Raw genomic sequence first — 13832 nt, forward strand, 5'->3', positions numbered from 1 at the left:
ATCGGCGAGGCGTGGAGCTGACAGGAGGGTCGGGCGTGGTCTGGGACGTGGCGGTCATCGTGGGCGCTGCCGTGCTCCTCGTCGTGGGGGCCGGGCCGTTCACCCGACTGGTCGACCGGCTGGCCGACCGGACCGGCATGGGCGAGACCCTGGCCGGAATCGTCCTGATCGGCGCGGTGACCTCGCTGCCCGGTCTGATCACCAGCATCGTCGGGGCGGCCGACGGCGACGCGGCCTTCGCCATGAACAACGCCCTGGGCGGGATCGCCGCGCAGACCGTCTTCATCGCGCTGGCGGACGTGTTCTATCGGCGGGCGAACCTGGAACACGCGGCCGCCTCCGTGCCCAACCTGCTCGCACCGGTGGGGTTGTGCATCATGCTCGGCGTGGCGCTGGTGGCCGGTGCCGGACCGCCGATCAGCGTCCTGGGCGTCCACCCGGCGTCCCTCCTGATCGTCGTCTGCTACTGGTACTGGCTGCGCCTGTCACGCAAGGTCGGGGCGGCACCGATGTGGCTGGTGAAGCAGACCCGCCGCACGCGCGAGGACGTTCCGGATCCGGACTCCTTCGACGAAGGCGAGCCGTTGGCCCGGATGTGGGCGAAGTTCGCCGCCCTCGCCGCCGTGGTCGCCGTCACCGGCTACCTCGTCGGTGAGGCCGGGCTGTCGCTGGTCGAACGCACGGGGATGTCGAGTGGGCTGGTGGGCGCGCTCATCACCGGGGTGGTCACCTCCCTGCCCGAACTCGTGACGGTGCTGTACGCGGTCCGCATCCGCGCGCTGCACCTGGCGCTCGGCGACATCGTCGGCGGAAACGGCTTCGACGTGCTGTTCCTGTCCGCCTCCGACATCGCCTACCGGGAGGGGCCCGTCTACGCCGAGATGGACGACCGGGTGTACCTGTTCATCGGACTGAGCGTCGTCCTCAACCTGCTGGTCGCGGCGGGTCTGATCCGCCGCCAGGAGTCCGGCATCGGGTTCGAGGGGATCGCGCTGTTCGCCTTCTACGCGGCCGGCGTGGCCATGCTCGTCGGCCTCGGCTGACCCCGCCGGCCGGCGTCCCCGGTCAGCTCCCCGCGTCGGTGCCGTGGTCGGGGACCACACGAAGGACGGGCCTGGCGGAGCGAGCCGGGTCCTGTCGGCCGCCCGCCCCCGGCCGGGCGACGAACGACAGTCCGAAGACCAGCGCGTTCAGCTCCGTCAGCGGCACGGACAGCTCGGCGGCGACCGAGGCGGGCGTGCGTCCCCCGCGGCGCAGCAGCGCGAAGACCTTGGGCAGGATCTGCGAGGTCTCCCGCGCGATGCCGTCGGGCTCGCCCGAACGGTACCCCAGCTCCGCGAGCCGCCGGCAGGCCGCGCGGTACTGCCAGTCCGTCAGCAGGTCGAGGTCGTGCAGGCGGTAGGTCAGCGCCATCGCCGACACCCGCCAGATGCCCTTGGCCTCGAGGAGCTGGTCGACCTGGGCGCCCGAGGGCATCCGGCCGACGACGTCGGCGCGCGGCAGCAGGAAGGCGCTCGCGAACTGGTTGGCCTCGCGCTCGGCCTCCGGGCCGCTGGAGGGCCGCTCGTGGCCGTGCATGACCAGGTGGCCGAGCTCGTGGGCGGCGTCGAACCGGCCGCGCTCGCCGCTCTTGGCCGTGTTGAGGAAGACGTAGGGCACGGAGTCGCGCCAGAAGCTGAAGGCGTCGACGTCCTGGTGCTCGGTGTCGAGCGAGAACACCCGGACGCCGTGCGCCTCCAGCAGGTGCACCAGGTTCGGGGCGGCGGCGTCGCCGAGCTCCCACAGGGAGCGCACCATCTCCGCGGCGGCCTCGGGGAAGGGCTTGCCGTAGGTGGGCACGCGCGGCGGGGGCAGGGTGAAGTGGTCGGTCAGCCAGTCGTTGAGTTCCACGCCCAGCGCGGCCTGGGCCCGGACCGCCCGCTGCTTGCGCAGGGAGGTCTTGGTGCGGGCGCGGAACGCCACGGCCTCGGAGGGGATCTCCTCGATCTCGTCCGCGGCGAGGAAGGCGACGGGGAAGCCGAGGGCGTGCGCGATCGCGCGCACCGACTCATGGGTGGGCTCGGCCAGGCCGTTCTCGTACCCGGACAGGGCCTGCTGGGAGATCCCGCTCATCCGCGCCAACCGCGCGAGGGTGAGTGCCCTGCGCTCCCGAGCGAGCCGGATGCGTGATGGCGTGACCATGGTGTGTACAGCCCTGTCGTCGTTCATGACCCGGCGGGAAGCGCGCCCGCCGGGCCGGTGGTCGTCAGCGGTCGTTGACCGGAATGCGGATCTGCTCCGGTTCCTCCTCCACTCCCGGGTGCGCCACGGCACCGATCTCCACGGTGGGGAGCGTGATGCGCTCGAACCAGCCGGTGATCAGGCCCTGGTCGTTCGGAGGGTGCGGACGAGACAGCTCACTATGCCAGAGCGTGCGGCCGTCCTCGCGGTCCTCGGTGCGGTGGACGAGGAACACCCAGGTGCTCAGGCCCTCGTAGCCCTCCAGTTCGGCCACGTCCCGGACGGGGATCGGCAGCACGTCGTCCGGGAAGAGGCTGAGCTGTTCGGTCTCGTGCTCCCCGGTCAGCAGGACGCGTCCGTTGAAACCGCGCGGGTTCTTGTTGCGCGGGCACGCGGCGAGCGGGTCGCCGGTGTTGTGGTCGCCGAGGAGGGTCTGGATGGCGACGGTCCGCTCGGGGTCGACGGTGAGCTCGATCTGCAGGAGGCAGGCGTTCTCCCAGCCGAAGCGGATCTTCTGCTCCTCGCGCAGCGCCGCCAGGCGTTCGTCGTAGGCGCGCTGGCCGGGGGCGGTGCGGCTGTGGTTGGGGGTGGCGCTGCGCCATCCGGCCTCGCTCCGGCGCAGGGCCGTCTCCAGGACCTCCCAGGAGGTGCCGATCTGCCGCAGTCGATTCTCTCGGGCCAGTGGGTCGATGAGCACGGGGCCGCCTTTCGGACTCGTCGGCTGGGGGGACGCCGCCTCGTTCGCGGGACGAAGGTCGAGTGCCGGCACTCCCGGTCACCATCATCCGCGCGGGCGGTGACATTCCGGAGCCCGGAGGGGCTGGCAGCGCACCGCCGAAGGGGCGACGGGGGTCAGAGGCGTCGAACGCGCAGCACGCTGGACAGCATCGGGAGGGTGAACTCGCCGTGGGCGGTCTCCGGCCGGCTCGCGGGGAACGCGCGGATACGGGTCAGCGCGGCGGCCCGTTCCCGTTCCGGCATGACCAGCATCCCCGCGCGCGTCGCGAGGGTCGCGACCAGGGAGTCGGCGCTGCGGCGCTGACCGTGCGGGAACCCGGCCCGCTCCGGCGAGCCGAACCGGGGCGCCCCGCCGGTCCTCGCCAGGTGCAGGTCGGCCGTCGCGGTGCGCCGGCCGGCGGGCGTGTCACGCGGACCGATGGCGGCGCTCCCGCTGACCTGTGCGAGCCCGGCCCCCACTCGACGCTGTCGTCCACGACGTTCCACAGGCCGGCCAGGACGCCGCCGGGCGCGAGGACCCTGGCGATCTCGGGTCCCGCGACGGCCATGTCGAACCAGTGCATGGCGTTGCCGGCCAGGACGGCGTCGACGGAGGCGTCCGGCAGCGGTATCGCCTCGGCGCGGCCCGACAGGGCGCGGACGCCCGGCAGCGAGTGGCGCAGCTCGGTCAGCATGGCGGTGTCGGGCTCGACCGCGGTGACGTCGGCCCCCAGCGCGACCAGCGTGGCGGTCAGCTTGCCGGTGTGGGCGGCCGAGTCGGTCGAGCCGTCGTCGCACGATCGGGTCAGGCGGATCCACCGGACACGGTACCTGCCGGACCGCGCCGGCGCCCGGTTTCTTCCGGTGCCTCTCCTACGGGGTGAGAATGGAGTCCAGGACGCCGCAGGCCAGGGCGGTGGCGTGGTCGGAGCCCGGGCAGGGGCGCAGGCCGTGGCCGAAGGCGAGGTGGCGGGTGTCGGGACGGCCGGGGAGGAAGCGGTCGGGGTCGGCGAAGACGGCGGGGTCCCGGTTGGCGGCCGCCAGGTCGAGCACGACCTCGGTGCCCGCGGGGATCGTTTCGCCGGCCACGGACGCGTCCACCGAGGCCACCCGCCGGGTGCGGCGGGCCGGGGGATCGAAGCGCAGTGTCTCCGTCACCAGGTCGGCCACGGGAGGGGTGCGGTCCCAGGCGGGCCGGTGCTCGTCGGCGAGGGCGAGCGTGTTGCGGATCAGTCCGGCGGTCGCCGCGCAGCACTGTACGAGCAGCACAATGCGCTGGGCGGTGCGCTCCTCGTCGCCGTCGGTGCCGAGGAGACCGGACAGCAGGCGCACCGCCGCGTCGGCGGATGGGAGCCGGTCGCTGTCGGCACCGCCGAGGTAGACGCCGGCGATCGCGCGGACCGCGTCCACCGCCGCGGCCAGGTCCTGCCCGGCGATACCCAGGCGGGCGCCGAGGACCGCGACCGGCGCGAACACCACCGCGTCGCCCACGGATCCCGGCGAACCTGTGGAGCCGTGGAGGGAGAGGGCACGGGTGCGCTCGGCGGCGTCGGTGAGCAGGTCGAGCGGGGCGAGCCCCGCCAGCAGGTCGAGGACCACCGAGCGCCGCCGCAGGTGCCGTTCCCCGTTGCTGAAGCGCACGGCCGTGCTCCGCAGCCACGCCAGGCAGGGGCGCGACCGTGCCGGGGGCGGGGAGGCCGGCGCCGCGTCGTGGACGGGCGGGACGGTGAATCGGGGATCGTCCAGGACGGCGCGGACATCGGCGTTCCCTGTGATGAGTGTCGTTCGCGCGTGCATGGAGCGACGCTACGGCCGGATCGGTTCGGTGGCCGCCGAAACGACGGTGGCGGGTCCCTTCCGTCCGCCGTGACGCGACGGCCGTGGGCGCGGAAGGCGGCCGTGCGTACGGAGACGACCACAGCCCGTGCTTCAACGGATGCGCACAGGTGTGCGCATGACGGACGATCGTGGCTCCCGACGGAAAGGAGCCCACGATGCGGCTCTCCCTCGCCCCCGCCGCGGCGCTGGTGGCCCTGGCCGGTCTGCTGACGGCGCCCGCCACCGCCCACGCACAGGAGCGCGACCCCGTGCTCTTCGTGCACGGCTACAGCGGCAACGCGGCCAACTGGGACTCGATGATCTCCGACTTCACCGACGGCGGCTGGGAGCGGGACCGGCTCCACGCGATCGACTACGACGACGACGCCTCCAACACCGAGACCGCCGAGCTCATCGCACGGGAGGTCGACGCGATCCTCGCCGGGACCGGTGCCGACGCGGTGGACATCGTCACCCACTCCATGGGCGGGCTGTCGTCCCGCTGGTACCTCAAGGTCCTCGGCGGACACGAGGACGTCGACCACTGGATCTCGCTCGCCGGTCCCAACGAGGGGTCCAGCGTGCGCCTGCCGTGCGTGACGACCTCTCCCTCCTGCCAGGAGGTCGTCGAGGGCTCCGACTTCCTCCAGGAGCTCAACACCGGCGACCCCACGCCCGGCGACACGGCCTACACGACCTTCCGCTCGTTCTGCGACCTCATCGTCCGGCCCTCCACCAACGTGACCCTGGCCGGCGCCGACAACCGGCTCGTCGGCTGTGTCTCCCACACGGCCTTCCTGCGCGACGACGACGTGTCCGAGGACGTCCGCGACGTCCTGTCCTGACCCCGGCCGTGCCGTGCGGGCGCCCGACGGGCGCCCGCACGGGCGGCGTCAGCAGCGGGTGTCGATGGTGTTCCGGATGGCGGACTTCTCGGCGGAGGTGACCGAGAGGTCGTAGCGGTACTTCACGTTGACCCAGGACTTGACGTAGTCGCAGTGGATCGCGGTGCGGGGCGGCAGCCACGACGCGGGGTCGCGGTCGCCCTTGGTGCGGTTGCTGGAGGCCGTGACCGCCCACAGCTGCGGGGCGTCGACGTCGTTGGCGAAGGCGCGCCGCTGGGAGGTGGTCCACGTGTTCGCCCCGGAGCGCCAGGCGTCGTGGAGCGGCACCATGTGGTCGATGTCGAAGTCGGAGGAGTTCCCGGTCCAGACGCCGTCGTACTCGCTGGACCAGCGGCCGGAGGTGGCACGGCAGGAGCCGTCGACCGAGACGGTGTGGCCGTCACGGCGCAGCACGTACTCGCGCGCGTCGCACGGGGTCTGGACGGTGACCCAGTGCGGGAACAGGCTGCGGTCGTAGCCCGCGCCGCTGTTCTTGGGGCGCACGGTCAGGGAGTCGAGCTGGGACTGGGCCGTGGAGGTCGACGGGATGCCCGGGGGGAGGACGTGGTGGGCGGAGGCGGGGGCGGCCCAGCCCAGGACGGCGACGAGGAACGCGGTGACGACGAGGGCGAGCAGGCGGAGCGCGGTGGGTCTCGGGGGGAGGGGGACAGGGGATGTGCGCAACGTGACTCCTCCGGTACGGGAGGCGGGCGTTCGGACACCCACACGATGATGGCTGTCGCGGCCGACGGCCAGATCCGTACGGTGAAATCGTCCCTACGGCCGTGTTGCCGCCCGATGTCCGGCCCGATCGCGTCGGGCACCGGCCCGGGTCCTCGGGCGGCCCGGGCCGCCCGGGGCCGGCACCGCCGAGTCGGCCCGGGTCAGCCCGGAAGGACGGGGCGGGGTCCCCGCGGCGGCTGCGGGCGCGGACCCCACTCGCGGGGGTAGCCGAGCGAGACCTCGATGTGCGGCACGTCGTCCACGACGATCGTGCGGGGGATGTGCAGGTGCCCGTAGACGACCGCACGGGCCCGGTAGCGGGTGTGCCAGTCGGCGGTCTCCTCGGTGCCGCACCACTGGGCGAACTCCGGGTAGCGCAGGATCCGGGTGGGCTCGCGCACCAGCGGCCAGTGGTTGACCAGCACCGTGGGGATGTCCTCGGGCAGGGCGTCCAGACGCGCGCGGGTGGAGGCCAGGCGGTCGCGGCACCAGGCGTCGCGACCGGGGTGGGGGTCCGGGTGCAGGAGGTACTCGTCGGTGCACACCACACCCGACGCGTGGGCCACCGCCAGTGCCTCCTCCTTGGTGCTGGTGCCCTCGGGGCGGAAGGTGTGGTCGTAGAGGAGGAAGAGCGGGGCGACGACGACCGGTCCGTCGGGGCCGTGCCAGGTCGGGTAGGGGTCCTCGGGGGTGTGCACGCCCAGGTCCCGGAGCGCGTTCACCAGGTACTCGTAGCGGGCCTCGCCGCGCAGTTGGACGGGGTCGGCGGGCACCGTCCACAGGTCGTGGTTGCCCGGCACCCACACCACGGTGGAGAACCGCTTGCTCAGCAGGTCCATCGCCCACAGGATGTCGCCGGCGGTCTCGGCGACGTCCCCGGCCACCAGGAGCCAGTCGTCGTCGGACTCGGGCCGCAGGGCCTCGGTGAAGGCGCGGTTCTCCAGGTGCCTGACGTGGAGGTCGCTGATGGCGACCAGACTCATCTTCGCCCCTTCCGGCGGACTCCGGTGCGGTCACCCTATCCCCGGGCCGCGGGCGGGCCGCGGGCCGGGGAGGGCCACGCGGACGCGGCGGCCTCAGCGCAGGTGTGAGGCGCCGTTGACGTCCAGGACCGCGCCGGAGGACCACACGGCCTCGGGGGAGGCGAGGTAGCGCACGGCCGAGGCCACCTCGCGGGGTGTGGCCACGCGGCCGAACGGGCTGTCGGCGCGCACCTGCGGGGTGAGCCGCTCGGCCACGCGCTCGGTCTCGACGAAGCCCGGCGCCACGGAGGCCACGGTGATGCCGTGCGGGGCCAGGGCGACGGCGAGCGACTGGCCCAGGGCGTGCAGGGCGGCCTTGCTCGCGCCGTAGGCGGGGTGGTCGGGCTCGCCGCGGAAGGCGCCGCGCGATCCGACGTTGACGATGTGGCCCCGCGTGCCCGCGTCGATCATGTGCCGCGCCGCCACGTAGCTCGCGTTGGCGGCGCCGAGCACGTTGACGTCCAGGGTCGAGCGCCAGGCCCGCTGCCAGTCCTCGAAGGAGGTGGTGGCGACGGGGTGGGCGAGGTTCACCGCGGCGTTGTTGACCAGTACGGCCAGCCCGCCCAGTGCGGCGGCGGCGCGCTCGACCAGGTCGGCGGTGGCGTCGGGGTCGCTGATGTCGGCCTGGAGGAGGACGTGGCCCTCGCCCGGCAGCCCGGCGAGCGTGCGTTCGGCCTCGTCGGGGCGGGTTCCGCAGTGGACGGCGACCCGGTCGCCCGCCTCGGCGAACGCCGTGGCCACGGCGCGGCCGATACCCCGGGAGGCACCGGTGACCAGCACGCCGCGACCGGACGGGGACGCGCCCGGAGCAGGGGCGGGGGACGGGGAGGTGGAACGGGAGAAGTCGTCCGATGATGGCATGCCCGGCATCCTAGCCGCCGTGGGCCTGCGGCGACGGCGCCCGCCGGGTCCGTCCGCGCAGGCGGTCGACCACGACGGCGGTGGCTGCGGCCAGGAAGACCACCTGCATCGCGGTGCGCGGGAGGAGTTCCTGGTGCGGTGGCAGGTCCGTGCCCGTCAGAGCCAGGTGGACGTTGGCGGGGAACATCGCCACGAGCAGGGCGGCGAGCCCGGCCGCGGCCCAGGGCGCGGTCCGCGACCACAGCAGCCCGGCCGCGCCCGCCAGTTCGAGCACGCCGGTGACCGTCACCAGCAGCTCCGGCGCGGGCAGTGCGGGCGGGACCATCGCGACGAGTTCCTCGCGCATCCCCACGAAGTGGACCACGCCGGTGAGGGTGAACATCGCCGCCAGGCCGCCGCGCAGGGCGACCGGCCACGGGCGCAGCGGGCGGACGCCGAGCGCTCCGGCGGCCCACAGGACCAGGGTGACGCCGACGAGGGTGATGAGGGGTTCCATGGCGACTCCTTCGTTTAACTTTCCATTGGAAAGATACGAGCACACGGGAATCTTGTCAATGGAAAGTTCTGTCCGGATGCGCGCGCCCGAGGGGCGCCGTCACCGCGCCGACCACCGGGGCCGTGCGGTCGCCCGAGCCCGGCACGGCGCACACCTTCTGCGTGGCACGGGTCACAAGTAGGGTGAAAGGCGACACCAGGGGTGCGGCCGGGGCCGTCCGCGTGGGTACGGCCAGGGAGTGGTCCGAAGGCCCCGCGCGAGCCCGGAATGCCGCGAGGGACACGACCGAGGGCGAGCGACGAGCGGGACGCCCCGGCCACGGTGGAGAACGAGGTGGCACGTGCGCGGTGGGCGATCAGACGAAGGAGCCCCCGGCCCCGCCGTGCGGCTGGCGGACCTGCTGTGCGGACTCACCCTCGTCATCGACCTGGGGATGGCCCGGCGCCCGGGCTCATCGCTGAGCGCCGGCCTGGTCGCCACGGCCTTCGCACGCGTTCTCGACCTGCCCGCGCCCCAGGTCGCCGACGTCCACCACACCGCCCTGCTACGGCACGTGGGCTGCACGGCCTTCGCCCATGAGACCGCCCTGCTGCTCGGAGTGGACGACCGCCGCGTCAACGAGGCCGGTGCCCGCACCGACTTCTCCGACGTCCGCGACATCATCACCACCTTCCTCCCGGGCATCTCCGGTGGCCAGGGGGTCGCGCACCGCCTGCGACTGGCCGCGGCCACCGTCAGGGCCGGACCCGTCATCGACCGGGACGGCCACCGCGCCGACTGTGAGGTCGCCGCGCAGATGGCGGCCCGGCTCGGACTCGGGCCCGGCGTCGCCGCCGCCCTCTCCCAGATGTTCGAGTGGTGGAACGGGCGCGGAGGCCCCCTCGGACTCGCCCGAGAGGACATCCTCCTCACCACGCGTGTGACGCACGTGGCGGCCACCGCCTCCCTCTTCCACGGGCTCGGCGGTACCGAAGCGGCCCTGGGCGCACTCGAGCGCCGATCGGGCACCATCCTGGATCCCGACCTGGTCGCCGAGTTCCACGACTACGGACCCCCGTTGCTGGCGGAGGCCGCCGAAGCCGACCCCGGACCGGCCCTGCTCGACGCCGAACCGGGCCCCGTGCGCGTGCTCACCCCGGCGGGGCTGGCCGAGGCGGTCCGCGCCTTCGGGGACCTGGTCGACCTCAAGACGCCCTACCTGCACGGCCACGCGACCATGGTCGCCGACCTCGCCCACCGGGCCGGCACCCGCCTGGGCCTGCCCGAGGCGGCCGACGGGCGCCTGCGCACCGCCGGATGGGCCCACGACCTCGGCCGGATCGGTATCGCCTCGGGCGTGTGGGACCGGCCCGGGCCGCTGCGCGAGGGGGAACGCGAACAGGTCAGGCTCCACGCCTACTACGGCGAGCGCCTGCTGCGGCGCTGCCCTCCCCTGGCCGACGTGGCCGCACTCGTGGGCGCCCACCACGAACGCTGCGACGCCGGCGGCTACCACCGGGGACTGGGGGCCGCGCAGATCTCCCCGGCCGCACGCGTCCTGGCCGCGGCCGACGAGCTCGTGGCTCTGCGCTCGGACCGACCGCACCGGCCGGCGTTCGAACCGGACCAGGCGGCCGCCCTACTGAGGGAGCACGTGCGCGAGGGCGCGTTGGACGCCGAGGCGGCCGGAGCGGTGCTGGCGTGCGTGGGCCAGGACGGCGGCGCGCGCACGGCCTGGCCAGCTGGGCTCACCGACCGCCAGGTCCAGGTCCTGCGCCTGGTGTGCGAAGGGCTCACCAACCGGCAGATCGCCGCCCGTCTGGGCGTCTCACCGCGGACCGCCGAACACCACGTGCAGGACGTCTACACCAAGATCGGTGTCTCCACCCGGGCCGCGGCCGCCATGTTCGCCATGCGGCACCCCGCACTGGCACCTGCCCTGTGAACCACGCCCCGAGCCAGGGCCGGGTGCACGCACTGGGTAGAACCACCGATGCGCCCCGGCCGCCGTCGGCACAGGCTGGAATCGACAGCGGGCACCGTCCGCGCCGGCGCACAGATGGGATGATCACCATGACGACCACACGGGCCAGTACCACCCACAGCGTTGCCTCGCGCGACGGCACGTCCATCGGGTACACCTCCAGCGGCGCCGGACGGCCGCTCGTGGTCGTGCACGGTACCTCGGCCGACCACCGCCGCTGGGGCTCCGTCCGGCCCCTGCTGGAGGCGGGCCGAGCCGTGCACGCCGTCGATCGCCGCGGCCGCGGCCTGAGCGGTGACGGCGCGCACTACAGCATCGAGCGCGAGTACGAGGACGTGGCCGCGGTCGTGGACGCCGTGGCCGAGGCCGACGGAACCGGCGTGGACGTGATGGGGCACTCCTACGGCGCACTGTGCGTGCTGGGAGCGGCGGCCCTGACCTCGCGCGCACGCCGGATCGTGCTCTACGAGCCGCCCGCGGACGCCGGGGGACTCGCGCGCCCCGAAGTCCTGGACGAACTCGACGCGCTCCTCACGCAGGGCCGCCGAAGTGACGCGGTGGCCTCCTTCTTCCGCACGGTCGTGGGCGTGCCGGAGCGGGAACTGGAGCTGATCCGCGCACTCCCCACCTGGCACGACCGGACGGCCGCGGCGCACACCATCGCCCGTGAGCTGCGCAGCTCGGGCGGCTACCGACTGGACCCCCAACGCGTGCGCGCCGTGACCGCGCCGGTCCTGCTCCTGCTGGGCGGCGAGAGCCCCGCGCCCTTCCGGTCGGGTACAGAGCAGGTCGCGCGGACCCTGCCCGACGCCCGCGTGGGTATCCTGCCCGGCCAGCAGCACATCGCCATGGACACGGCACCGGAGCTGTTCGCCGAGGCGGTCGACTCCTTCCTCGCCGACGCGGGGGAGTGACGAGAACCTCGGCCGGGCCGACGCGGACGGCGACCTCCGGCCGAGGCCGACTAGCCCTCCATCGGGCCGCGGTCCAGGACCCGGATCGCCGCCGCGGCCGTCTCCGGGTCCGGGTGGTGCCGGGCCAGGGCGCCCAGCACCCGTGCGGTGTCGGGGTGCCCGGACTCCCACAGGCGCACGGGGTCGGCCAGGAGTACCCGCTCGATCCCCGCGCTGTCGTCGGCGTCGAGCAGGAAGCGGATGCCCGTCTCGCCGCCGGCCATCGACGCCGCGAACATGTCGACCACCACCCAGGGGCCGAACTCGGACATGATCTCGTCGATCTCGTGCTGGGGGAGCATGCGCGAGGTGAGCAGCACGATGGCGGCCAGGCTCACCACCGCCGGCCGCGCGGAGTGCAGCAGCGCGCGCAGCTCGTGCTCGATCTGCGAACTCGTCGCGCTCAGGACCGTGGTGCCCGCCCACCGGCGCCGGGCACGGCCGGGGTCCGCGGCCACCGACGCGATCTCGCGCAGCGCTCGCGCGGGGGTGCGCCGGTCGAGCCAGGGTCCGATCGCGGAGAGTCGGCCCTCGGCGGACAGGGTGGCCAGCGTGTCGAGGAACTCCGCCGCGTCGGCGTCGGCCAGGTCGCCGATGAGCGGAGCGGACACACCGACCTCCTGGAGCAGGCGGCGCACCCCGTACCGGCCCAGCGGCGTGAGCACGACGACGGGGCCGTCGCCGGTGTCGGCGGGCGTGGGCAGGAGGACGGCGCCGGTCGTCGCCAGTTGGCGCAGCGCGTGCAGGAGCAGGTCCTCGGCGTGGGGGCGCAGGCGCTCGGGCAGCGTGCTGACCGTCCCGGGGGCGAGCAGGACCTCGCGCACGAGGGTGTCCAGCGGCGCCCTGCACCCGTCGGGCGCCTCGTACAGGTAGCGCAGCACGTGCGGCAGCAGCTCGGGCCCGGAGGTGCCCGGTTCGGGGGCGGAGCCGCCCTCGCTGTCGCCCCGCGCGTACTCGAAGGTGTTCTCGAAGACGCGGACCCACCAGCCCAGCACGGGCTCGGGAGCGCGGGCCAGGTCGCGCAGGTCGGGGCGGGGCCGCGCGAGTCCGTCGTCCAGTACCACCAGGCCCAGTCCCACGGCCGTCTCCCAGGGCACCACGAAGTCGACGACGTCGCCGCCGGCGGACGCGCGCTCCAGCCACGCGGTCCGGCGGTCGGGGGAGTGGGCGAGGGAGTGCGGCCACAGGTCGAGCCTCTCGACCGCGTCGCGCACGTCCGCGAGGGCGGGGAGCCCGTGCGGTGTGACCCGTGTGGTGGGGGCGCACCACAGGGCCAGGCCCAGGGCGTCGCGCAACAGGGCGGTGCGCAGGGCCGCGTGGGCGAGCTCCTGCGGGGGCGGCAGTGACACAGGCCTCGCGGAGACCTGGCGGTGGCCCGGGGCGGGCGGCTCGTGCGCGGGCATGGGGCCTCCCGGATTCTGATGGCACGGCGGTTCCCCTCCTTCTATCGCCCCGGTGCGGGCCCGTGGGGCGGTTTCGCCAGGATCGGGCCAAGAATCACCTGGGGCCCCGGACCCGGCGCGAATGGGGCGGGCCGGGGTGGGGCAGGATGGCGCCATGGGCGAACTGGTGCTGATCAGACACGGGCAGACCGAGTGGAGCAGGCAGCGGCGGCACACCGGCCGCACCGACCTGCCGCTGACCGCGGAGGGCGAGGCGCAGGCCGAGGCGCTGCGGCCGCTGCTCGCCAAGCGCGAGGTCGGCCTCGTCGTCACCAGCCCCCTGGCCCGCGCCGTGCGCACCGCCGAGCTTGCGGGTCTGCACGACACCGCGGTCGACCCGGACCTGGCCGAGTGGGACTACGGCGGTTACGAGGGCATCACCACCGCCGAGATCCAGCGCGACCGCCCGGGCTGGAACCTGTGGCGCGACGGCGTCCCTCCCGGCGACGCCGACCACCCGGGCGAGCTCGTGGAACAGGTGGGGGAGCGCGCCGACCGGGTCCTGGCCCTGGTCACGGCCGAACTCGACGCCGGGGGACCCGACGTGGTGCTGGTGGCGCACGGGCACGTGCTCCGGGTGCTCACCGCCCGCTGGCTGGGCCTGCCCTCCTCGAAGGGGGTGCTGTTCCGGCTGGACACCGCCACCCTCAGCACGCTCGGCCGCGAGCACGACCGCCCCGTCGTCACGTCCTGGAACACGGGCCGCTGAACGCCCCGGAACCCGTCGCCCCGG

General features: G+C 74.2%; 14 protein-coding genes and 1 pseudogene. 5 read left to right on the forward strand and 10 right to left on the reverse strand.

The window, feature by feature from the left end; genetic code table 11:
* Positions 1-11: 11 nt before the first annotated feature.
* Complete coding sequence (locus HNR10_RS28415; protein WP_179828855.1) at positions 12-1043, forward strand: sodium:calcium antiporter; 1032 nt, start codon at positions 12-14, stop codon at positions 1041-1043.
* A gap of 22 nt (positions 1044-1065) precedes the next feature.
* Here the strand turns inward: HNR10_RS28415 and HNR10_RS28420 are convergent, their stop codons facing one another.
* The 5 genes and pseudogenes from HNR10_RS28420 to HNR10_RS28435 all read right to left on the reverse strand — a co-directional run bounded on the left by HNR10_RS28420 (position 1066) and on the right by HNR10_RS28435 (position 4734).
* The gene (locus HNR10_RS28420) at positions 1066-2208 is read right to left on the reverse strand and encodes a helix-turn-helix domain-containing protein (RefSeq protein ID WP_246406456.1); all 1143 of its coding nucleotides are present in this window, start codon (positions 2206-2208) and stop codon (positions 1066-1068) included.
* Positions 2209-2245: 37 nt separating this feature from the next.
* Positions 2246-2917 (reverse strand): hypothetical protein, encoded by a 672-nt coding sequence (locus HNR10_RS28425; RefSeq protein WP_179828856.1) that lies wholly within the window; start codon positions 2915-2917, stop codon positions 2246-2248.
* 155 nt (positions 2918-3072) lie between these two features.
* The gene (locus tag HNR10_RS32070; protein ID WP_312889440.1) at positions 3073-3417 is read right to left on the reverse strand and encodes a hypothetical protein; all 345 of its coding nucleotides are present in this window, start codon (positions 3415-3417) and stop codon (positions 3073-3075) included.
* Positions 3418-3461: 44 nt separating this feature from the next.
* A pseudogene (locus tag HNR10_RS32075) lies at positions 3462-3752 on the reverse strand (class I SAM-dependent methyltransferase); the annotation flags it as partial.
* A 58-nt stretch (positions 3753-3810) separates the two neighbouring features.
* Complete coding sequence (locus tag HNR10_RS28435) at positions 3811-4734, reverse strand: cytochrome P450 (RefSeq protein WP_179828858.1); 924 nt, start codon at positions 4732-4734, stop codon at positions 3811-3813.
* Positions 4735-4931: 197 nt separating this feature from the next.
* Here HNR10_RS28435 and HNR10_RS28440 point away from each other — a divergent pair, with 197 nt between their 5' ends.
* Positions 4932-5600: an esterase/lipase family protein gene (locus tag HNR10_RS28440; protein ID WP_218898102.1), complete on the forward strand. Its 669-nt coding sequence runs from the start codon at positions 4932-4934 to the stop codon at positions 5598-5600.
* A gap of 48 nt (positions 5601-5648) precedes the next feature.
* Here the strand turns inward: HNR10_RS28440 and HNR10_RS28445 are convergent, their stop codons facing one another.
* The 4 genes from HNR10_RS28445 to HNR10_RS28460 all read right to left on the reverse strand — a co-directional run bounded on the left by HNR10_RS28445 (position 5649) and on the right by HNR10_RS28460 (position 8741).
* Positions 5649-6323, reverse strand: coding sequence for an HNH endonuclease family protein (locus HNR10_RS28445; RefSeq protein WP_179828860.1), 675 nt, complete (start codon positions 6321-6323; stop codon positions 5649-5651).
* A gap of 200 nt (positions 6324-6523) precedes the next feature.
* Positions 6524-7345, reverse strand: coding sequence for a metallophosphoesterase family protein (locus tag HNR10_RS28450; protein WP_179828863.1), 822 nt, complete (start codon positions 7343-7345; stop codon positions 6524-6526).
* 93 nt (positions 7346-7438) lie between these two features.
* A complete protein-coding gene (locus tag HNR10_RS28455) occupies positions 7439-8254 on the reverse strand; it encodes an SDR family NAD(P)-dependent oxidoreductase (protein ID WP_179828865.1) in 816 nt (271 codons plus the stop codon).
* Position 8255: 1 nt separating this feature from the next.
* Entirely contained in the window at positions 8256-8741 is a 486-nt protein-coding gene (locus tag HNR10_RS28460) for a DoxX family protein (RefSeq protein WP_179828867.1), read from the reverse strand.
* 382 nt (positions 8742-9123) lie between these two features.
* Here HNR10_RS28460 and HNR10_RS28465 point away from each other — a divergent pair, with 382 nt between their 5' ends.
* Positions 9124-10665 (forward strand): HD domain-containing phosphohydrolase, encoded by a 1542-nt coding sequence (locus HNR10_RS28465; RefSeq protein WP_179828869.1) that lies wholly within the window; start codon positions 9124-9126, stop codon positions 10663-10665.
* A 128-nt stretch (positions 10666-10793) separates the two neighbouring features.
* Complete coding sequence (locus HNR10_RS28470) at positions 10794-11618, forward strand: alpha/beta fold hydrolase (protein WP_179828870.1); 825 nt, start codon at positions 10794-10796, stop codon at positions 11616-11618.
* Between the two features lie 50 nt (positions 11619-11668).
* On the opposite strand, the gene HNR10_RS28475 is transcribed toward HNR10_RS28470, so the two are convergent.
* Complete coding sequence (locus HNR10_RS28475; protein WP_218898104.1) at positions 11669-13060, reverse strand: hypothetical protein; 1392 nt, start codon at positions 13058-13060, stop codon at positions 11669-11671.
* Between the two features lie 154 nt (positions 13061-13214).
* On the opposite strand from HNR10_RS28475, the gene HNR10_RS28480 reads away from it, so the two are divergent.
* Positions 13215-13808, forward strand: a complete 594-nt coding sequence (locus tag HNR10_RS28480) for a histidine phosphatase family protein (RefSeq protein ID WP_179828872.1) — start codon at positions 13215-13217, stop codon at positions 13806-13808.
* Positions 13809-13832 lie beyond the last annotated feature (24 nt).

Origin of the sequence: Nocardiopsis aegyptia, assembly GCF_013410755.1 — a bacterium.
GTDB classification, from domain to species: domain Bacteria; phylum Actinomycetota; class Actinomycetes; order Streptosporangiales; family Streptosporangiaceae; genus Nocardiopsis; species Nocardiopsis aegyptia.

What these genes read in the sequence shown, in the direction of transcription:
- HNR10_RS28435 (WP_179828858.1), bottom strand. Translation starts at nt 4,734, where the DNA reads ATGCACGCGCGAACGACACTCATCACAGGGAACGCCGATGTCCGCGCC.
- HNR10_RS28475 (WP_218898104.1), bottom strand. Translation starts at nt 13,060, where the DNA reads ATGCCCGCGCACGAGCCGCCCGCCCCGGGCCACCGCCAGGTCTCCGCG.
- HNR10_RS28450 (WP_179828863.1), bottom strand. Translation starts at nt 7,345, where the DNA reads ATGAGTCTGGTCGCCATCAGCGACCTCCACGTCAGGCACCTGGAGAAC.
- HNR10_RS28480 (WP_179828872.1), top strand. Translation starts at nt 13,215, where the DNA reads ATGGGCGAACTGGTGCTGATCAGACACGGGCAGACCGAGTGGAGCAGG.
- HNR10_RS28460 (WP_179828867.1), bottom strand. Translation starts at nt 8,741, where the DNA reads ATGGAACCCCTCATCACCCTCGTCGGCGTCACCCTGGTCCTGTGGGCC.
- HNR10_RS28470 (WP_179828870.1), top strand. Translation starts at nt 10,794, where the DNA reads ATGACGACCACACGGGCCAGTACCACCCACAGCGTTGCCTCGCGCGAC.
- HNR10_RS28455 (WP_179828865.1), bottom strand. Translation starts at nt 8,254, where the DNA reads ATGCCGGGCATGCCATCATCGGACGACTTCTCCCGTTCCACCTCCCCG.
- HNR10_RS28440 (WP_218898102.1), top strand. Translation starts at nt 4,932, where the DNA reads ATGCGGCTCTCCCTCGCCCCCGCCGCGGCGCTGGTGGCCCTGGCCGGT.
- HNR10_RS28420 (WP_246406456.1), bottom strand. Translation starts at nt 2,208, where the DNA reads ATGAACGACGACAGGGCTGTACACACCATGGTCACGCCATCACGCATC.